The sequence below is a fragment of the Myxococcus virescens genome (genome assembly GCF_900101905.1).
Taxonomy (GTDB): domain Bacteria; phylum Myxococcota; class Myxococcia; order Myxococcales; family Myxococcaceae; genus Myxococcus; species Myxococcus virescens.
This window is the reverse complement of the sequence record NZ_FNAJ01000015.1, coordinates 178,065-194,656: the sequence shown is the minus strand read 5'-3', so window position 1 is coordinate 194,656 and position 16,592 is coordinate 178,065. Positions and strand designations below refer to the sequence as shown.

The 16,592-nt window shown below is 68.1% G+C and carries 15 protein-coding genes; 2 read left to right on the top strand and 13 right to left on the bottom strand.

Features of this window, described 5'->3' with window-relative positions; translation table 11 throughout:
• Positions 1-7: 7 nt before the first annotated feature.
• The 5 genes from BLU09_RS31085 to BLU09_RS31070 form a co-directional block, all read right to left on the bottom strand.
• Positions 8-391, bottom strand: coding sequence for a DUF4150 domain-containing protein (locus BLU09_RS31085; protein ID WP_090493980.1), 384 nt, complete (start codon positions 389-391; stop codon positions 8-10).
• A gap of 72 nt (positions 392-463) precedes the next feature.
• The gene (locus tag BLU09_RS31080) at positions 464-1,489 is read right to left on the bottom strand and encodes a DUF2169 family type VI secretion system accessory protein (protein WP_090493933.1); all 1,026 of its coding nucleotides are present in this window, start codon (positions 1,487-1,489) and stop codon (positions 464-466) included.
• A 15-nt stretch (positions 1,490-1,504) separates the two neighbouring features.
• On the bottom strand, positions 1,505-2,812 hold the full coding sequence (locus BLU09_RS31075; RefSeq protein WP_167371198.1) for a TIGR02270 family protein: 1,308 nt from the start codon (positions 2,810-2,812) through the stop codon (positions 1,505-1,507).
• Between the two features lie 11 nt (positions 2,813-2,823).
• Positions 2,824-3,468, bottom strand: a complete 645-nt coding sequence (locus BLU09_RS38945; RefSeq protein WP_167371197.1) for a hypothetical protein — start codon at positions 3,466-3,468, stop codon at positions 2,824-2,826.
• A 12-nt stretch (positions 3,469-3,480) separates the two neighbouring features.
• Positions 3,481-4,101 carry a hypothetical protein gene (locus tag BLU09_RS31070; protein WP_090493928.1) on the bottom strand — a complete coding sequence of 207 codons (621 nt, stop codon included), beginning with the start codon at positions 4,099-4,101 and terminating at the stop codon, positions 3,481-3,483.
• 743 nt (positions 4,102-4,844) lie between these two features.
• On the opposite strand from BLU09_RS31070, the gene BLU09_RS39595 reads away from it, so the two are divergent.
• A complete protein-coding gene (locus BLU09_RS39595) occupies positions 4,845-5,240 on the top strand; it encodes a hypothetical protein (RefSeq protein ID WP_244172173.1) in 396 nt (131 codons plus the stop codon).
• Between the two features lie 2 nt (positions 5,241-5,242).
• Here the strand turns inward: BLU09_RS39595 and BLU09_RS31060 are convergent, their stop codons facing one another.
• From BLU09_RS31060 to BLU09_RS38940, 8 genes are all read right to left on the bottom strand, one after another.
• The gene (locus tag BLU09_RS31060) at positions 5,243-6,070 is read right to left on the bottom strand and encodes an SDR family NAD(P)-dependent oxidoreductase (RefSeq protein ID WP_090493926.1); all 828 of its coding nucleotides are present in this window, start codon (positions 6,068-6,070) and stop codon (positions 5,243-5,245) included.
• On the bottom strand, positions 6,067-6,837 hold the full coding sequence (locus BLU09_RS31055; RefSeq protein ID WP_090493924.1) for a lysophospholipid acyltransferase family protein: 771 nt from the start codon (positions 6,835-6,837) through the stop codon (positions 6,067-6,069). The genes BLU09_RS31060 and BLU09_RS31055 overlap by 4 nt, the downstream gene beginning before the upstream one ends.
• Positions 6,834-7,802, bottom strand: coding sequence for a 3-oxoacyl-ACP synthase III family protein (locus tag BLU09_RS31050; protein WP_090493922.1), 969 nt, complete (start codon positions 7,800-7,802; stop codon positions 6,834-6,836). Before BLU09_RS31050 ends, BLU09_RS31055 begins: the two co-directional genes overlap by 4 nt.
• Positions 7,799-9,661: a patatin-like phospholipase family protein gene (locus BLU09_RS31045; RefSeq protein WP_244172172.1), complete on the bottom strand. Its 1,863-nt coding sequence runs from the start codon at positions 9,659-9,661 to the stop codon at positions 7,799-7,801. The genes BLU09_RS31050 and BLU09_RS31045 overlap by 4 nt, the downstream gene beginning before the upstream one ends.
• 69 nt (positions 9,662-9,730) lie before the next feature.
• Positions 9,731-12,892, bottom strand: a complete 3,162-nt coding sequence (locus tag BLU09_RS31040; RefSeq protein WP_090493918.1) for an efflux RND transporter permease subunit — start codon at positions 12,890-12,892, stop codon at positions 9,731-9,733.
• 9 nt (positions 12,893-12,901) lie between these two features.
• Positions 12,902-14,059: an efflux RND transporter periplasmic adaptor subunit gene (locus BLU09_RS31035; RefSeq protein WP_090493916.1), complete on the bottom strand. Its 1,158-nt coding sequence runs from the start codon at positions 14,057-14,059 to the stop codon at positions 12,902-12,904.
• Positions 14,047-15,525: a TolC family protein gene (locus tag BLU09_RS31030; RefSeq protein ID WP_090493914.1), complete on the bottom strand. Its 1,479-nt coding sequence runs from the start codon at positions 15,523-15,525 to the stop codon at positions 14,047-14,049. Before BLU09_RS31030 ends, BLU09_RS31035 begins: the two co-directional genes overlap by 13 nt.
• A 197-nt stretch (positions 15,526-15,722) precedes the next feature.
• A complete protein-coding gene (locus tag BLU09_RS38940) occupies positions 15,723-15,899 on the bottom strand; it encodes a hypothetical protein (RefSeq protein ID WP_167371192.1) in 177 nt (58 codons plus the stop codon).
• A gap of 224 nt (positions 15,900-16,123) precedes the next feature.
• Here BLU09_RS38940 and BLU09_RS39590 point away from each other — a divergent pair, with 224 nt between their 5' ends.
• Positions 16,124-16,573 (top strand): SMI1/KNR4 family protein, encoded by a 450-nt coding sequence (locus tag BLU09_RS39590; RefSeq protein ID WP_244172171.1) that lies wholly within the window; start codon positions 16,124-16,126, stop codon positions 16,571-16,573.
• Positions 16,574-16,592: the final 19 nt, after the last annotated feature.

Sequence of the window (16,592 nt, the reverse complement as noted above, 5' to 3'; positions counted from 1 at the left end):
GTCCGCTTCAGCCCATGGTGTTCTTCTTGTTGTGGAAGAGCGGGTCGCCCAGGCGGCACACGTTCCTGCCCTCGAACTTCACGTCGAATGAATAGAGCATGAATTCCGCGACACCTCGGGTGGAGCCGCTCATGACTCCGCCGCCCGCTGTCCCGGCTTCATCTCCAGCGGTTTGCTTGTACTGCGCCCCTTTCACCATGGGCATCTTCCCATTCACCGTGACCTTCTTGGGACCTTTCGAGGCGTCCGAGGACTTGCCGATGTTGGGATAGGGGATGGGGACAGGCCCACCAGGACTGGGCGTCTTGCAGACATCGGGGAAGACGATGCTCTGCCCCCCGCTATCTTCGGTGGCAATGCCTCGTCCATTGGCAAAAGGGATTGTTCCCATGTTCAGCGGCTCCTTCATCCGTGACTCTGACGGAGCCTCTTTCCTGTCGCAAGGTGTGTCGCCCCGCCGGGTTCATCCCTGGACGTTCGTCATCGACTGAAGAGAGAAGCGGATACGCTCCACCCTCAATGCTTGCTTGTCGCAGTTCACGGCGCCACGCCAGGTGAGACAGAGCTTTTGCTCCCCGGGGGACAGGAGGACTGTTTCCAGGTGCATGCGTGGCCGCCTGGGATGTCCATCAATGCGTACTTCGACCTCGACCTTGCACGTTGGCAGTGCGAAGCGCTGCGGGCCCCGGGGGGATAGATTGTGAAGCTCCACGGGCTCACCTCCCTTCAGTCCTGGTTGGACCCATTGGCCCGAGGGGGCCGTGCAAAGAAACTCAGGGTTGAAGTCCTGTGGAAGGTGAGGGGCCCTCTGCGTCTGCCAGACCTCGTCGTAGGTGCCAGCACGGCTCCTACGAGGCTCCCAGGCGGGAGCGATGGGCGCAATGCCCACGGGAGCTGGAGCGTCGGAGATGGACCCGATTGGCGCTCGTGGGTCTTCGATATTGGGTAGCGCTCGTCCGAGCATTTCCCGGCCGCTGCGCTTGCCTCGAAAGCTCTGTCCCACGGGATTGCGTGGCTCGGCCAGGATTCGACCATTTCCCAGGTCATGCGTTCCTCCGAAGGCTCTTTCCCAGGTCAACGGCATGAGGGTGAAGGGTTCGGGAGGTGTGGGGCCCGGCGACAAAAGACCCCCTCTCCACGTCCGGTTGCCGAAAACGTGGATGTCTTTGTGAATGGGACCGACCTTCATTCGGACAAGGCAGGCGCCAGTCGGGCGTCCTCGAGGAGCATGGGCATCCCCGACGAGCAGCACGTCAGTGCCTGGTTTCGACACATGTGCTTCGCCGGGATACCGCAGGCTCGACGTTCCGGGCTCGGTCCAGTATTCGTCCATCAAGGTGACGGGACGCTGCAGTTCGGCCACGGAGAGCGCGTGGGAGTGAATTTCGAAGGTGGCCTTCAATACGGCATAGACGGTCTCGATGCCTTGCTCGTCCGGGAAGAGGAACATGGCGGAGGCGAAGGGCGTCTCGTTGCGCGTTTCGAACAAGGCTCCTCCTTGCTTTCAATCGAAGTTGAGCCGGGAGAAGGGGCCGGTTGGGAGGTTCGCCACTCGGCTTCGGGTCTGCTGTAGTGCGGCTCGCTGCCGGTGAGCCAGTGCGCGAGTCGGAATGTTCAGGGTTCCACCGCTTCGGATGACGAGTTCTCGCGCCCACTCGTGTCGTCGGCGCATGGGCCCTCTCTCCAGTGCAGTCCAAAGCACCTCTCCCTGGAATGGGTGGCCCAGAAGGTAACGAACCCCATCCGTGAACCGATGGCGCTCCGAGTGCCACCAGGATGCGATGGCCTCTGGATGAGGCAGGGGGAGGTCGTCTTCGGGCCTGGGCGCGATATCCGCATCCAGGTCCTCCTCTTCCAGTGGCACGGGCTCCTGCCGAGGCTGTGTGGAAGGGAGTACGTAGGGACCCTCCAACTTCAAGCCCGTGATGTTGCTGAAGGCTTCGCCCGCAAGCTTCGCCACCGCGCTGTCGCCCAGCCAGGGGAGGCAGGCATCCGCGGCCAAGGGCCTGCCACTGAAGCCCAGGGCCCAGAGGGCGCCCGCGCGCGTCTCCGGGGGATGAAGGAGGTCCACGATGGCTGCTGTCTCCACATCGCCTCCCCCTATTGCGGCAAGGACCATCGTTTCGCGTCCGGGCGGCGCCAGCTTGTCGTGTAGACGCTTCTGGCAGTTCGCCCACGCACGACGGTCGCCGAGCGTCAGACCCACATCGATGTCTGCTTCATGCGGGTCTGCAGGCAAGGCCGCCGCGAGCGTCTGGCGCCCCATGTGGTGCTTCGTGGGGGAGGTGGGGTGGGAAAGCCCACGCAGCGCGATTCGCCGTAGCTGAGCGCTCTCGTGTGTGAGGTATCGAGTCAGGTCCTCGAACGGGGCTTCCTCTCGGAAGACCAAGGCCTCCAGCACCAGGGCCTGGATGTCTGCCGCTCCGTGGTGAAGCAGGGGAAGGAGGATGTCGTCCAGTCCGGTGCGAGTCGACAACTCCAGCGCTCGCAGCACCGAGGGGCGCTGCGCCGGGCCCACTTCGCATAGAAGCGAACGCACGTTTTCGGGAGCGATATCGGTCTGGAGCAGCGCGAGGGCCGCGACGCACACCAACTCCAGGTTTTCTTCCCCCAGGGCGGGGCGTAGCATCCCGCCGGCGATGCAGGGGCCTCCTTCGACGAGTCCGTCCACATGGGCCAGGAGCCGTTCCTCGAGTTCCGAGGTGTCCGACAGGTCATAGTCTGGAGCCACGACGGCCCGTTCCCTCATGCCCCACAGCCAGCCCGCCTCGCCGAGGTGTTCCTCGATGACGTCCATCATGACGTGGGTCATGAGCGTTGCTCCTATCGAGAAGGAAAGCGGGTCACGACGGAGTAGCCCAGAACAGAATGTTGGACCTCCTCGGGGCGAACTCCCCATTGTTGCAGGAGTGGGCGGGCGTCCAGGATGTCTGGCTTCCATCCCACGACATAGGGCTGCGTGTGCGGTCCTCCTCCTTGGAGGAAGGTCTCGCGTGTCACCGGGCGCATGGGGAGGTGTAGCCCTGCAATGAACCATGGTGCGCCGATTTGGTGCGCCACCCTCACGAGAAACGCGGTGAAGGGCTCTCGGGTCTCTGGTTGTTCCTCGGTGAAGCGGGTGATGCTCGACTCGATTTGCAGGTGGAGCGTCGTCTGTCGAGGCTGTTCAGGAGGGCTGAACATGGCGGAGTAAACATCCGCGTTGGCGAACCCCAGGGGAACGCGACAGGACCAGAGCCCACCGCCATGTCTGGAGATTCTCCTTTCGAGATCTTCCCGTCCTGAGAGGTCCAGGGTTTCGTCGGCGAAGTCGTACTCTCCAGCGTCCTCATCGCGCTCCAGGCGCGCGAAATATGCCGTCAGGGCGCAGCCTTCCTGTTGGAGCAGGATGTCGAGCCATCGACGAGCGAGCGCTTCGATGCCGAGGTCGACGGGTCCGAAGGTGGCCACCATTTCTGGGCGTTTCATGGGGCATCCAGGTCAGACACCAAGTCTGCCGAAGTCGTAGTTCGTTTGCTTCCGCCACTGCTTCATCTTGTTGTTCAATTTCTCCAGGTTTGAAGCTCGGGTGGCACAGACAACGGTCTTTCCGGGAAAGCACTTGGCGGCAATCTGGAGGATGCGGTCATTCATCTGGTCCAGCTTGAAGCCACTGGGTGAGTTCTTGCACTCCAGGATGTGAGTCCGTGTGACGAAGTCGAGTTCCGCCTGGACGTGGCACTTCTTGCAATGTGCGCTGTAGCTGTAGAACAGCACGTCGTTGGCATCGAGGCTGTTGAGTACATCACGTTCGAATTGCAGCCCGACGGGATCCTCACCCCGGTCGAGTCGTTGCTGAATACCCTCCTGGTACGCGCGCTTGCGTTCATCTGGAGAGCGGCTGGTTGCCTGGTGTTGGACATCGTAAGCGTCTTGCTCCTTCTTGCGATTGGGCTCGCAAGGAGGCACCCAGCAATCCGCACAGCCCGTCGTGTTGCATTCCCAGTCGTGCAGGCCGTCACGGCAGGCCTTTCGGTCGCGTTTCCCGCCACCAATGGGCTCTTTGTATTCCGCAAGCTGCCGCGCGTCCGCCGAAATGAACTGCTCGTTTCCTTCGGTCATGGCTGGTTGCCTTCTTGAGGCGTGTGTGTGGTGTTTGTCTGTGTGCTCGGGGGGGGTGGGAATGGCATGCTAATGTGGTTCGGGTCATGGGGATAGTTATTGAGGTTGTGCGGTTGGGAATGATGACGCCCGTAGGCGCGTCTGCTGGTGCGACCGCTGCCGCGGTGCGTGCAGGCATCTCCCGGATTCGGGACCTTCCTATTCGAGACACGCACTTCAGACCTTATCGCGGGGCCGCCGTGCCGGAGGAGGTGCTGCCGCCCGCCCCCGACGGCACGGGGCTGCCCGGACGACTCCTCAGGCTCCTGCGCTTGTCTATCCCTGCATTGCGGGAAGCCGCCGGAGGGTGTGGCCGTCCCGTGACGCTGCTGTTGGGGCTACCCGATGATGCGGATCCGCGCTTCAGGGCATCATTCTTCTCGGCGCTTGCGCAGGCATCCGAGGTCCCTCTGGACTTGAGCAAGAGCCAGTGTTTCGCGGGAGGCCGTTCCGCTGGACTCCTTGCGATGCGGCACGGCGCGCGGATGTTGTCCTCCGGCGACTGCGCGGAGTTGGTGGTGGGAGGGGTCGATTGCTTGACCGACCCCGTCACGCTCCTGCGGCTGGAGGACGAGAGGCGCTTGCCTCGGCGCCATGGGCCCTCAGATGCGCTTCATCCGGGAGAAGCAGCTGCATTCGTGACCCTTGCCGTTCGGCGGCATGCCGCTCGGCGCAGCGCTCCGGCATTGGCGTGCGTTGCCAGCATGGGCATGGGGCATGAGCCTGGGCACCTCTCCAGTCGGGAACCACACCGAGGCGAAGGGCTCACCCAGGCGTTCCGCACGCTCTTCGAAGGTCTGCCTCGTGACGCGCCACCTGTGCGGTGTGTGTACGCGGGATTCACGGGCGAGCGGTACTTCGCCATGGAGTGGGGGACGGCGTCCCTGCGAACCCGGCAATACTTCGCGGAGGAGGTTCGGATGGTGCATCCCGCGGAGAACATGGGCGACGTCGGCGCCGCGCAGGGCCCTCTCATGGTGGGCCTCGCGGCGCGTGGCCTGCACAAGCAGTACTGCGAGGGCCCGATTCTGGTGTGGAGCTCTTCGGACAGGGCGGAGCGAGCGGCGGTGCTGCTCCGCGACTCCATGGGACAGGGCTGACCTCACGGATTCAGCACCAGGTCCAACAGCCGCAGTGTCATCCCGCCAGTGAAGTCGATGGTGGCTCCGTTGAACCAGCCCGCCTCCTCGCCGGCGAGCACCGTGACGAAGCGGGCCACGTCCTCCACGGTGCCCATGCGTCCCGCGGGATTCATCTTCGCGTGGGCCGCCTCCAGGCGCGCCAGGGCTTCGGGTGAGTACACGTGCTTCAGCGCGGGCGTCATCACCGTGCCGAACTTCAGCAGGTTGACGCGGTGTCCTCGCGGTCCCAGCTCCATGGCCAGGTAGCGCACGTACATCTCCAGCGCCGCCTTCGACGCGCTGATGAGCCCTGTGTTCCCCAGGTGCGTTTCATCCAGCGGGTTCTGCAGACCGAGGAGCCGTGCCTCCGGCGCCAACATGTCTTCATTCACCAGGGCCTGCACCCAGAAGACGAACGAGTGCGCCATCGTGTCGAAGGTCCTGCGGATGCGCCGCGCGTGCAGCCGGTCCTCGCCCTCGGACAGGAACCGCCCCACCGAGGCCCCCGCAATCGAATGCACGAAGAGCTTCACGCTCCGAGGCCCGGCGACCTCCCGCAGCGCCGCCACGCCCGCCTCCGCGGCCTCCGGTGAAGACGCATCCGCCTGCCACAGCACACTGCGTCCACCGGCGTCCCGAATCCGCTGCTCCAACTGCGTGGCGCCGTCCGCGTACCGGCCCCGGTGGACACCGAAGACATTCAGCCCGGGCTTCCGAGTCACCGCCTCCGCGATGGCCGCGCCCGTGCCAGACGAAGCTCCCAGGATGAGCGCCCACTCCCGCGCCTCGGAACCTTCACCTTCGCTCATTGCACCGCCTTCCGGGTGCTGCCCTTGTCCACGCCGCGAGCCCTGTCGAGCAGCCCCTGCACCGCATCCGCCACGTCCTGGTGCACCGCGCGCATCGCGTCCCGGTCGCCCGCGTCGAAGCCTGGCTCCAGGTGGCGCGTCAGCGGCTCGCCCACCCACTGCGTCATCTTCACGGGGAAGGGAAGCGACAAGGGCCACAGGCCCGTGGCACCCACGCCCAGCCACAGCGGCAGCCGCGCGGGCATGCCCACGCGCCGGCCCAGCGCGTACCCGTCGTTGAGGCCCACGTACGCGTCGTCCATGCCGCTGCCGCCCACGGGGACAATCGGCAGCCGGTAGCGCACCGCCAGGCGCAGGTAGCCCATGCGCTCACCCCAGTCGACGCGGTAGCGGTGGCGGAAGCCACGGCAGCCCTCGCGCGTGCCTCCTGGCTGCAACAACACATGCTCGCCGCGTGCCACCGCCTCCGCCAGCCGCGGGTCATCCCCCGTGACGAAGCCCAGCCCGTCCGCCACCGCGCGCATGCCCGGAATCGAATCGAACGCGCCGTGCGCCACGCCGTGCGGCAGATAGCCCAGGCGTTCGTGGAGCGTCACCGTCAGCATGCACAGGTCCACGGCCAGGGGGCGCCCGTGGTAACCGACGATGAGCTTCGCGCCGGGACGGAGCAGCGGCTCCAGGTTCACCACCTCGTAGCGGTGATACCGGCGCAGCAGCCGGAACGTGGTCAGCCAGGCCCTCAGGGGCCAACCGCCCGCCTGTTTCATCCGCCCACCTGGTACAGCACCGCGCCGTGAGCCACGCCCGCGCCCACGCCCACCAGGAGGATGCGGTGCCCTGGCTTCACCGGACGCGTGCGCAGCAGCCGGTCCAGACTGGTGCCCAGCGAGGCCGAGCCCACGCTGCCCACCGTGTCCACCACGCGCACGCTCCGTTCCGGTGACACCTCCAGCGCCTGGAGGATGGCCTCCAGCATGCTTCCATTCGGCTGGTGCGTGAGTACCCACTCGACGTCCCGCAGGGCCACGCCCGCCTCGTCCAACGCCGCGCGCGCCGCCCGCACCAGCGCGTCCAACGCGACGCGGGTCATCTCCTGGCTGGGCGTCAGGAAGCGCATCTGCTCCAGCTTGCCGGTGGCCGTCGGGTTCTCCAGCACCACGTCCGTGGGCAGCGTGCCGTCATTGCCCAGGGCCACGCCCAGGACGCCTTCTCCCGAACGGCCCGTGCCCATCACTGCGGCCGCGGCGGCGTCGCCCAGCACCAGGTAGGGGCGGGGCTCCTCGGGCGTGGTGGTGCGCGACAGCAGCTCCACCGACACGATGCCCACCGGTCCCAGCCCGGTGGCCACCGAGCGCGCCGCCAGGTCGAAGGCGCTCAGGAATCCCATGCAGGCGTTGCTCAGGTCCATCGCGTCGCAGCTCCCCGACAGGCCCAGCGCCGCTGCCACGCGGTTGGCGGTGGCGGGCGTGGTGACGTCGCCGCCCATGGAGGTGACGCAGAGGATTCGGCGCAGGGCCCGGGCCTCCAGTCCCGCCGCGTCCAGCGCGCCCCGCAGCGCCTGCGCCGCCACGTCCGCCGCCTTCGTCCCCGGTGGCGCGAAGTGGCGGGTGAGGATGCCTGTCTTCCGTGTCACCTCCGCCGCGTCACGTCCCACGCGCGCGCACAGCTCCGCGGTCGTCACGGCGGGGCCGGGAAGGACACTGGCGGTGCCCAGGATGCGAACGGGAATCATGCGGCTTGCTGTCCTCCTGGATGCGCGTGGGCACGGACACCCCGGGCTTTGACCTGGAGCCAGTGCTGCTTCATCTCCTCCAGCCGCTTCGCGAGCGATGCATCCGCCGCCGCCCGTCCGAGGATGTCCCGGGCCTTGGTGAACTCCATGGCGGTCAGCAGCGGTGCCTCCGCGGATTGGATGTCGTAGCGGACGTCCGCGAGCAGGCTCTCCACGTCACCACTGCGGTGCAATAGCAGCACGCCGCTGGCCGCCAGGTCCAGCGCGCGGGCCACCGGATTGAGCCCCGCCAGGAAGCGCCCCAGGCCGGACTGCCGCCGGGGGGACGCGTGCCGGACGCCGAAGGGGAAGATGTTGCTGGAGAAGATGACGTCCGCGCCCGCGTTCAACAGCACGTGCGCGGGCACCATGCTGGTGAAGGCGCCGTCCACGTACCGCGCGGGAGGCACCACCGTGGGGCCCCAGATACCCGGCGCCGAGCCGCTGGCGCGCACTCCCAGGGCCACCGGCCCCTGCTCCAGCGCCACGCAGTCTCCGCTCGTCAGGTCCGTCGTGACAGGCAGGAAGCGGATGGCCAGCTCCTCCAGACAGAGCCGGCCCAGGTCCTGCTCCACGAAGCGCTCCAGCGAATACGTGGTCACGATGGCGGCCGTGGCGGCCAGGGTGAGCTGCCGGTTCATGGCCCGCTCCTCCAGCCGTCGCAGTCCATCCAGTCCGTCGTGCCCATCCAGCGCGCTGCCGCAGAAGTACGCGCCCACCAGCGAGCCCATGCTGGCGCCGCTGACGATGTCGATGGGCACGCCCTGGCTCACCAGCCAGCGCAGGATGTGGACGTGGTAGAAGCCCCACACCCCACCGCCACTGAGCGCCAGGCCCACGCGCCGGTGGGTGAGGGCCCGGGCCCAGCGGGAGAGTGCGTCCCGCTCGGCGGGGCTCAGCACCGTGGCGTCCAGCGGACGGTCATCCACGAGCACCCGCGCCATCCTGTCCAGGCTCAACCGTAAGGGGCAGGGCGGCAGCCACTGGGGATGCAGGGACTGGCCACTCAGCGCTGATGCGCGTGACGCACGGCGAGGACCCACCACCACGGTGGGGAGCACGCGAGGGGCCGACGTCTGCCGCGCGTCCAGCGTCGTCACCAGCCGCGCTGTCTTGCCCAGCATCCCGACGTCCACCACGCCGCAGCCGTCGAGCAGGACGTAGTGGAGGCCGTGCTCGGCCGTGAGCCGCTGGAGCACCGCTAGGGTCAGCAGGCCGGGACCGCCCGCTTCGGCGGGAGGCAGCGTGGCGCGCAGGACGCCATCCGCCCCCTTCGTGACGGGCGCGTCATTCCCGCCCGGTGCGCTCCGGAGCAGCAGCACGCGGTCGCCGAAGTCACGGTGGATGACCTTCGCCACCAACTCGATGAGGGTGGACAGGGGCGCGCCGCGCACGTCGCTCTCGAAGGCGATGACCTCCGCTGGCGGATGGGGCCGCTCCTGCACGCCGGTGGGCGCGTGCAGCAGGCTCGCGACAGCGTCCTTTGGAAAGAAGAGACCCTCGGAGTCCGTCGTCGCGCGGATGGTGAAGGCATTGCTGCCGCTCGACAGCGCCTCCAGTCCCAGGGGCGTGCCGGGCTGGAGCGTCATCAGGAGCGCGTCACCACGCATGACCTCCAACTCGCCCTCCAGGAGGAGGGCGAAGCCCTCGGGAGGCTCGCCTTCCCGGCACAGCACCTCGCCGCGAGCCCAGGACACGTCCTGCCCCTTGCCCAGCAGTTGGAGCAGCGCGGTGTTGCCATGGTGCCGGAGCCCGGGCGCACGTTTGAGCGCATACAGCCGCTGGCGCCGCCGGTCATCGAGTGACGGGAAGTGAGACATGGCACCCCGCAGAATAACGAAGCCCCTCCGGCGGGGCATCCGGGGGGCCCCCAGGCCCCAGGCCAGCACTCAGGGTGCGTGGGGCTCCGGTGGGCGGATGGTGGGCGGCGGCGTGTTGACATCACCCTGCCGGCGGACGCGGAGCCTGGCGGCCTCCATCACCACGTACAGCACGGGGATGAAGATGAGGTTCACGAAGGTGGACAGCAGCATGCCGCCGAACACGGTGGTGCCCAGGGACTTGCGCGCGGAGGCCCCCGCCCCCGAGGCGAGCATCAGCGGCACCACGCCCATGAGGAACGCGAAGGACGTCATCAGGATGGGCCGCAGGCGCGTCTGGGCGGAGTGAATAGCGGCGTCCACGACGCTCCGGCCTTCGTGGCGGAGCTGCTCGGCGAACTCGACGATGAGGATGGCGTTCTTGCTGGCCAGCCCCACCAGCATGACGAGCCCGACCTGGCAGAACACGTCGTTCTGGAGGCCGCGCAAGTTCTGCAGCCCCAGCGCGCCCAGCATGGCCACGGGGACGCCCAGGAGGATGATGAGGGGCAGGGCGAAGCTCTCATACTGCGCGGACAGCACCAGGAAGACGAAGACGACGCCCAGCCCGAAGATGACCAGCACGCTGCGGCCCGCCTCCTTCTGCTCTTGGGACAGGCCCGTCCATTCGAAGGTGTAGCCCACGGGCAACGTCTTGCGCGCCACCGCCTCCATCGTGTCCAGGGCCTGCCCGGAGCTGGAGCCCGGCGCGGCCTGCCCGTTGATGGTCGCCGAGCGGTACAGGTTGTAGTGCTGGATGTTCTGCGCGCTGGTGATGGGCCGCACCTGCACCAGCGACTCCAGCGGCACCATCTCACCCTTCGCGGAGCGGACGTAGAGCGCGTCGATGTCGCGCGGCTCGTTGCGGAACGGCACGGCGGCCTGCACGTACACGCGGTACACGCGGCTGGCGAAGGTGAAGTCATTCACGTACTGGCTGCCCAGGTAGACTTGCAGCGTGGAGAAGACGCCATCCAGCGGGACGCCCATCGCCAGGGCCTTCTCCCGGTCCACCTGCACGTCCAGGAGCGGCGTGTTCGCGGTGTAGGAGGAGAAGACGCCGCGCAGGCCTGGGGCCTGGCTGGCCGCGCCCACCAACATGTCCGTCGTCTGCGCGAGCTGAGCGAGCGTTCGGCCGCCTTGCTGGTCCTCCAGCACGAACTCGAAGCCGCCCACGCTGCCCACGCCGCGGATGGCGGGGGGCTCGAAGGGCAACACGCGCGCGCCGCCAAGGGCCATCAGCGGGCGTCGCAGGCGCTCCACCAGTCCCGCCACGCTCTGCTCCGTGCGCTTGCGCTCGTCCCACGGGTGCAGGTTGACGAAGAGGGTGCCGTAGTTGACGCCCGTGCCCAGCAGGGAGAAGCCGCCCACGGTGAAGATGTCCGCGACCTCCGGCTGCTGGCGCATCACGTCCTCCGCCTGGAGCAGCACATTGCGCGTGTAGTCCAGCGACGTGCCCTCCGGTCCCTGCACGGCGATGATGAGGTAGCCCTGGTCCTCGCCCGGGATGAAGCCCGTGGGCGTGAGTCGGTACACCAGGATGGTGCCGGCCAGACACACGACGAAGGCGATGACCACCGGCCAGCGCAGCGGTCCGATGAGCTTCGCCAACATCCGGCCGTAGGCGTCGCGGAACGCGTCGAGCCCCCGGTCGAACATGCGGAAGACCTTCCACTTCTGGCCTTCGTGGGGCCGCAGCAGGATGGCGCACAGCGCGGGGGACAGGGTGAGCGCCACCAGCGCGGACAGGCTGATGGAGAAGGCCAGGGTGAGGGCGAACTGCCGGTAGATGATGCCGGTGGTGCCGGGGAAGAAGGACACCGGTACGAACACCGCGGACAGCACCAGGGCAATGGCCACCAGCGCGCCGGCCACCTGCTTCATGCTCCGGTGGGTGGCTTCGCGAGGGCCCACGTTGTCCTGCTCCATGGTGCGCTCGACGTTCTCGATGACGATGATGGCGTCATCCACCACCAGGCCCGTGGCCAGCGTGAGGCCGAAGAGCGTCAGCGTGTTGATGGAGAAGCCGAACGCGTTGACGAAGAGGAAGGTGCCTACCAGCGACACGGGCAACGTGGTGGCCACCACCAGCACGCTGCGCCAGCCGTGCAGGAAGATGAAGATGACCAGCACCACCAGGAAGATGGCCTCGCCCAGCGTCACCAGCACCTCCTCGATGGAGGCCTGCACCGCCGCCGTGGTGTCGAAGGCGCGCTGGTAGCGCATGCCCGGCGGGAAGTTGCCCTTCAGCCGCTCCAGCTCGGCGATGACGCCGTCGCGCACCTCCAGCGCGTTGGAGCCGGGGAGCTGGAAGATGCCCAGGCCCACGGCCTCGCGGCCGTTGAAGCGCAGAAGCTGCCCGTAGTTCTCCGCGCCCAGCTCCGCGCTGCCCACGTCCTTCAGCCGCACCAGCGAGCCGTCCGGCCCCTGCTGCACCACGATGTTGCCGAACTCCTCCGCGGACGTGAGCTGCCCCAGCACGCGCACCGTGAACTGGTACGTCTGTCCCGGCGGCGCTGGCTGCTGACCCACCTGTCCCGCGCCGATTTGAACGTTCTGCGCACGCAGGGCGTTCACCACGTCCGTGGCGGCGAGCCCACGCCGCGCCAGCTCCGAGGGGTCCAGCCACAGCCGCATGGCGAAGCGCCGCTCGCCGAAAATCCGCACGTCGCCCACGCCCGTCACACGCAGCAGCGCGTCCCGGATGAAGACGTCCGCGTAGTTGCTGAGGAAGCCCGTCTCGTAACGGTTCTCCTCGTCGAACAAGCCGAAGGCCATGAGCAGCTGCGTCTGGGCCTTGGTGATGGTGACGCCCAGCGCGTTGACGGCGGCCGGAAGCTGCGCGGACGCGGTGGCCACGCGGTTCTGGACGTCCACCGCGGCGATGTCCAGGTCCCGTCCCGGGTCGAAGGTGACGGTGATGGTGCTCACGCCCGTGTTGCTGCTGGTGGAGGAGATGTAACGCATGCCCTCCACGCCGTTGAGCTGCCGCTCCAGCACGGTGGTGACGGCGCTCTCCACCGTCTCCGCGGAGGCGCCGATGTACGTCGCCGTCACCTGCACCACGGGCAACGACAGGTCTGGGTACTGCTCGATGGGCAGGTTGGGGATGGAGATGGCCCCCACCAGGGTGATGATGATGGACACCACGCTGGCGAAGACGGGACGGCGGATGAAGAAGTCGGTGAACATGGCGGCCCCTCACTGTTCCGGCGGGGTGCCGCCGTCGGTCCCGCTGCCGCCTACGCCCTGAGGTGGCTTGCGCGAGGGGGCCTTGGGTTGGATGGGCTGGCCATCGCGGAGCATCTGGATGCCGCTGAGCACCACGGGCGTGCCCGCGTCCAGTCCGCCCGTCACCTCGTAGTCATTGCCAGAGACGAGTCCCAGGCTCACCGGCGCCCGCTGCGCCACGGTGCCCGCGTCGGAGTCCCGCATCACGAAGACGAAGGACTGACTGCTGATGCGGGTGACGGCGGCGGTCGGGACGCGCAAGGCCTCCCGCGTGGCATAGACGACCCGGGCGCGCACGAACTGTCCCGCGCGCAGGCCCACGGTGTTCTCGAAGACGCTGCGTATCTCCACCAGTTGCGTGGTGGCGTTGGGCGTGGGCGCTACGAAGAACACCGGCGCGGACACCACGAGCCGGCCCTCCGGGTCCAACACCTCCACTGGCGTGGTGCCCACCCGGACGGTGCCTGCCCGCTCGACGGGAATCTGGACGGACAGCTCCAACGTGTTGCTCTGGTCCAACGTGGTGAGGGCCGTCTGCTGCGTCACGAAGTCGCCCACGTTCACCGGGTAGTCGCCCACGATGCCGGCGAAGGGCGCGCTCACCTCGTAGAAGCCGAGCTGGACCTCCTGGGCCTGCACCTGGGCTTCGATGGCGCGCGCGCTGGCCTCGGCTTGCAGTGCCTGCGCCACCGCCTGGTCATAATCCTGGCGGCTCTGGAGTCCCTCCTTCAGCAACTGCTCACTGCGCTTGCGCGTCTGTTGGGCGTACGCTCGCTGCGCCATGGCGGCGGCTTGCTGCGCCTGGGTGGCGCGCAGGCCCGCGCTTTCTCGTCGGGGATCCACCACGAGCAGCACTTCACCCTGTTCGACGCGTGCTCCCGGCTTGAGTGGAATCGACTTCACGTAGCCAGCGACCTGCGGATAGACGGTGATGCTGCTGCGGGAGATGAGCGCACCCAGGTACTCGTTGGACTCGCGCACCTCGGCGGGGACCAGGCGCTCCACCTCCACCGGCATGGGCTGGTTCGTGGCCGCCTGGCCTCCTTGCGGCCCTGCGTCGCCCTGCGAGCGGCAGCCCACGAGGAGCAGAACGGCGAGTCCCGTGCTCCACGTCCTCACCAATCGCATGCCGCCTCCGTGAGAAACGCCGCGACCCTCGCCTGCTCCAGCTCGAACTCGCGCACCACCAGCAGCAGCTCCGCTTGGCGGAGGTCCGACGCTGTCTGGATGAGCTCCAGGCTGGTCCCCGTTCCCACCTCGAAGCTGCGCCGGGTGAGCCGGTCGTTCTCCTCGGCCAGGGCGCGTCCCCGGCCCGCGATGCGCGTGGCCGCCTCCGCCACCTGTACGGCGCGCCGTGCCTGCAGCACCTCCACCGAAGCGGTGCGCTCCAGCTCCACCAGCCCCTGCTTCGCCACCTCCACGCCCGCGCGCGTCTGCCGCAGTTGGCCCTCTCGTGCGCCGCCATCCCAGAAGGGCAGCACCAGGCTGGCGCCGATGTTCCACACCGGCACCGTCACGAAGCCCTCTTCCACGGTGAGGGCCAGGGTGGTGCTGGTCAGCGCGAGCGTCGGGGCATAACGCGCCTTCACTTCCGACACCTGCCGCTCGGCCAGCGTGCGCCGCGAGCGCGCCACCGCGATGTCCGCGCGCCGGTCGAGCGACTCCAGTTGCTGGCAGTCACGCCGCGATTGCTGGAGCAGGGTCTCCAACTGGACGCCCCGGGCCAGGCCCACGCCTCGAGGAATGCCCAGCACCAGTCCCAGCGTTTCACGGGCCTTGCGCAGGGTCTCGTCACCCAGGACGACGAGGTTGCGCGCCGTCTCCGTGTCCTGCTGCACGCGCACGACGTCCAGCCGCGTGCCCGCGCCCAGTTCGAAGCGGCGCTCCGTGAGGGCCAGCCGCTCCAGGGCGGTGCGCAGGTTGACGCGGTTGACCTCGGCCATCCGCTCCTGCGCGGCGACGAGCACCAGTGACTGGGCCAGTGCGCTGGTGAGCTGGCGCCGCGTCTCCGCCAGCGATAGGTTGGCGGTGCGTCGGGCCTCGCGGGCGGTGCCCAGCGCGATGATGGACGAGAGGTTGAACAGGGGCTGGGTGGCGTTCAGCAGTCCCAGGAAAGGCGGGCGGGTGAGGCCCGGGGACTGGGCGCCTCCGACGTCGCCGCCAATGCCCCCGCCGATTCCGCCTCCCGCTCCGCCGCCACCACCGCCACCACCCAGGAGCGGCGTCGCGTCGGGATTGAGCACGTTGGACTGGACGGAGACGGTGCCGATGAGCGTGGGCAGCAACGCGGCCAGGGCGATTCGCTGCACGCCCGCCGCGGCCTCCACCTGGGCGAGCGCGGTGTACAGGCGGGTGGAGCGTTGACGCAGCAGTTGCAGCGCCTCTTCCCAGGTCGCCACCTGCATGTCGGCTGGGGGAATGGGCTTCAGCAGTGGGTCTGACACTGGGAACCGCGGTGGTTCGGGTGTCTCCGGGGAGAGGGCGGGAGCGCGGGCCGCGGGGGGCTCCACGCCCGCGTCGGTGCCGGGGCCCGCCTGGGCCAGCAGGAGGCTGGAGGCGTGGGACAGCAGGGCTGCGAGCAGCAGGGCATTCATGGGAGCGCGCGCACAGGTAGGAAGCGCGTTGCCCAGCCACCACGGCTGGTGGGGCTGCCTTGCGTCTGGTGGACAGAAAAAGGGACGGGGCTGCGTGTCAGTGCATGAAGCAGGGCAGGACAGGCAGCCCGTGGGGCGGGGCTGCTGTCATGCACGGCCTCCGGGGGCGATGCGACTGCGCGGGCTTGGACAACAGCTCAGCGCTCCGCGTCCCAGTCGTCGTCGAAGCGCAGCATCCCCGTGAGGGGGCGTGCGTCCGTTCCCGGGAGGCTGGGCGCGAGGGTGGTCCTGCCACCGGCCGAAAGTGGCGCTGGGGTCAGCACGCCCGCGAAGCCTCGCGCGTTGACGCGCTCGCAGTCGAGGTTGGCGGTCATGTCGAACGAGGGGCCCAGGATAGGCCCGCCGCCCGCCCGCGTGGTTGTACAGGTCGGTGTCCGGCCCGTTCTCCGCAGTCATCTCAGTCGCAGGGGAAGATGCAGGCTCCACCGGGGCCGGTGTAGATGCCAAGGCGCTAGACTGGGCGCCCCGTGTCGCTGCATCACAGCACCCTCATGGATGGCGCATCCCTGCGCCCTTCCACCGCTGCCATGGAGTCGGAATGAGAGTGGAAGAGTTTCGCCGTGCCCTCGACAAGCGGAGCGCCTCTCGTGGGCTGGAGGTGGTCTTCCACCCACCCGCTTCAACCGAGGCACTCCAGGCGCTCTCGGAGCGGCTCGGCGGACCGCTTCCATTCCAGGTCGAGCTCTTCTGGCGCGCGCATGATGGACTCGTCGTGCGGGAGCCCGCGCTGAGCGTCCTGCCCTGTTCGCAGTGGGTTCCGGTGGGTGGCTTCGTGCATTTCGCCACGTTCGACGGCCAGCACCGGCTGGGCTTCGACACCCGGAGTCGGAATAACGCGGACCAGTGGGACATCGTCCATGTCGATACGGGCGACTGCGTGACGCTGACGATGGCCAGCTTCTGGTCCAACAAGGTCTTCGCGTGGGTGGACAAGCGCCGGCCCATCTGGGAGTCCCGGGGGGCCGTGCCGCCGTGCGGCGCGAGTTGACGCTGAAGCGTCCAGGGAG

Excerpts from the sequence above, each read along its gene's own strand:
- BLU09_RS31085 (WP_090493980.1), bottom strand. The coding sequence starts at position 391 with ATGGGAACAATCCCTTTTGCCAATGGACGAGGCATTGCCACCGAAGAT.
- BLU09_RS31075 (WP_167371198.1), bottom strand. The coding sequence starts at position 2,812 with ATGACCCACGTCATGATGGACGTCATCGAGGAACACCTCGGCGAGGCG.
- BLU09_RS38945 (WP_167371197.1), bottom strand. The coding sequence starts at position 3,468 with ATGAAACGCCCAGAAATGGTGGCCACCTTCGGACCCGTCGACCTCGGC.
- BLU09_RS31070 (WP_090493928.1), bottom strand. The coding sequence starts at position 4,101 with ATGACCGAAGGAAACGAGCAGTTCATTTCGGCGGACGCGCGGCAGCTT.
- BLU09_RS39595 (WP_244172173.1), top strand. The coding sequence starts at position 4,845 with ATGGGCATGGGGCATGAGCCTGGGCACCTCTCCAGTCGGGAACCACAC.
- BLU09_RS31060 (WP_090493926.1), bottom strand. The coding sequence starts at position 6,070 with ATGAGCGAAGGTGAAGGTTCCGAGGCGCGGGAGTGGGCGCTCATCCTG.
- BLU09_RS31055 (WP_090493924.1), bottom strand. The coding sequence starts at position 6,837 with ATGAAACAGGCGGGCGGTTGGCCCCTGAGGGCCTGGCTGACCACGTTC.
- BLU09_RS31050 (WP_090493922.1), bottom strand. The coding sequence starts at position 7,802 with ATGATTCCCGTTCGCATCCTGGGCACCGCCAGTGTCCTTCCCGGCCCC.
- BLU09_RS31045 (WP_244172172.1), bottom strand. The coding sequence starts at position 9,661 with ATGTCTCACTTCCCGTCACTCGATGACCGGCGGCGCCAGCGGCTGTAT.
- BLU09_RS31040 (WP_090493918.1), bottom strand. The coding sequence starts at position 12,892 with ATGTTCACCGACTTCTTCATCCGCCGTCCCGTCTTCGCCAGCGTGGTG.
- BLU09_RS31035 (WP_090493916.1), bottom strand. The coding sequence starts at position 14,059 with ATGCGATTGGTGAGGACGTGGAGCACGGGACTCGCCGTTCTGCTCCTC.
- BLU09_RS31030 (WP_090493914.1), bottom strand. The coding sequence starts at position 15,525 with ATGAATGCCCTGCTGCTCGCAGCCCTGCTGTCCCACGCCTCCAGCCTC.
- BLU09_RS38940 (WP_167371192.1), bottom strand. The coding sequence starts at position 15,899 with ATGACCGCCAACCTCGACTGCGAGCGCGTCAACGCGCGAGGCTTCGCG.
- BLU09_RS39590 (WP_244172171.1), top strand. The coding sequence starts at position 16,124 with ATGAGAGTGGAAGAGTTTCGCCGTGCCCTCGACAAGCGGAGCGCCTCT.